This window comes from Nocardia sp. NPDC004582 (assembly GCF_053602115.1).
In genome coordinates this window covers 1-1,415 of sequence record NZ_JBSGCY010000298.1, presented here as the reverse complement: position 1 = coordinate 1,415, position 1,415 = coordinate 1, and the positions used below count along the sequence as shown (strand labels likewise).

Annotated in this window: 1 protein-coding gene; it reads left to right on the top strand. The window is 58.9% G+C overall.

The window, feature by feature from the left end; all coding sequences use genetic code 11:
- The first annotated feature begins 222 nt into the window (after positions 1-222).
- Positions 223-1,095, top strand: a complete 873-nt coding sequence (locus tag ACWELJ_RS34155) for a DUF6039 family protein (RefSeq protein WP_452370183.1) — start codon at positions 223-225, stop codon at positions 1,093-1,095.
- The last annotated feature ends 320 nt before the right edge of the window (positions 1,096-1,415 follow it).

The following is a 1,415-nucleotide window of genomic DNA, read 5'->3' as shown; positions in this document are numbered from 1 at the left end:
TACTGGTTTCACATTCACCACCCTGAATTGACTCTCTTCCGGGCGCTATCATGCCATACCGCGAAAGGTTTTGCGCCATTCGATGGTGTCCGGGATCTCGACGCTCTCCCTTATGCGACTCCTGCATTAGGAAATTAATACGACTCACTATAGGGGAATTGTGAGCGGATAACAATTCCCCTGTAGAAATAATTTTGTTTAACTTTAATAAGGAGATATACCATGGGCAGCAGCCATCACCATCATCACCACAGCCAGGATCCGGGGGACGAAAACCTCTATTTCCAGTCGCTGCACTCGGGTAATGCGGGATTCATCATCTCGCGTTATGCCCATTTCAAGCCGGGGCACGAACAAGAGGGCCTGAATTTCGTCGGCGAAGTCCTCAAGCACATGAACAAGGCCGACCTCAACGGCATGACGTTCTTCTTCTTCCAGAAGGCCTTCGGCGACCAGGCCAAGCACCACTGGTTCATCAACATGAAGAGCCCGCTCGACTACGCCGCCAGCCTGGAGATGGTCGACCACGACGAGACCACCCGGGTCCTCCTGGAGGACGGCGTGGTCTCCGACGACGGCGGCTTCGGCAGCTGGGGCAGCGCCGTCGAGCAGGGCTCCATCACCGAACACATCCTGGTCCCGCAGCACGGCCTCGACTACAGCCACGACGAGGAGCACGAGGCGTGGGTGCCGGAGGCCTGGCGGCAGACCGCCGTGCCGCGGGAGGAGCAGCTCAACTCCGCCAACGCCCCGCTGATGGTGCACCGCGTCGCCTACGCCCGGTACCCCACCCGCAAGGAGGCGCGGTACTACGCCTTCGCCTGGCAGAACTACGTCAACGAGCACCTGCGGGGCAAGGTCACCGCGTACCTGTACGAAGAGACCTTCGGCGCGATGGACCGGCTGCACATGCTGATCCACCTGGCCTCGTACGAGGCGTGGGAGGAGCTGCGCAACCTGCCGCACCGCGACCCGGAGTTCCGCAAGCTGCTGGAGCGGCAGATGATCTCCCCGGAGAAGGGCGGCGGCACCGGCGCCCAGGCGTTCGTGCCCGGGGGAGTCACCGACACCCTCCTCGTCCCGCGCCAGCTCTGATAACATTTAAGTAAGTACTCGAGTCTGGTAAAGAAACCGCTGCTGCGAAATTTGAACGCCAGCACATGGACTCGTCTACTAGCGCAGCTTAATTAACCTAGGCTGCTGCCACCGCTGAGCAATAACTAGCATAACCCCTTGGGGCCTCTAAACGGGTCTTGAGGGGTTTTTTGCTGAAACCTCAGGCATTTGAGAAGCACACGGTCACACTGCTTCCGGTAGTCAATAAACCGGTAAACCAGCAATAGACATAAGCGGCTATTTAACGACCCTGCCCTGAACCGACGACAAGCTGACGACCGGGTCTCCGCAAGTGGCAC

Excerpts from the sequence above, each read along its gene's own strand:
- ACWELJ_RS34155 (WP_452370183.1), top strand. The coding sequence starts at position 223 with ATGGGCAGCAGCCATCACCATCATCACCACAGCCAGGATCCGGGGGAC.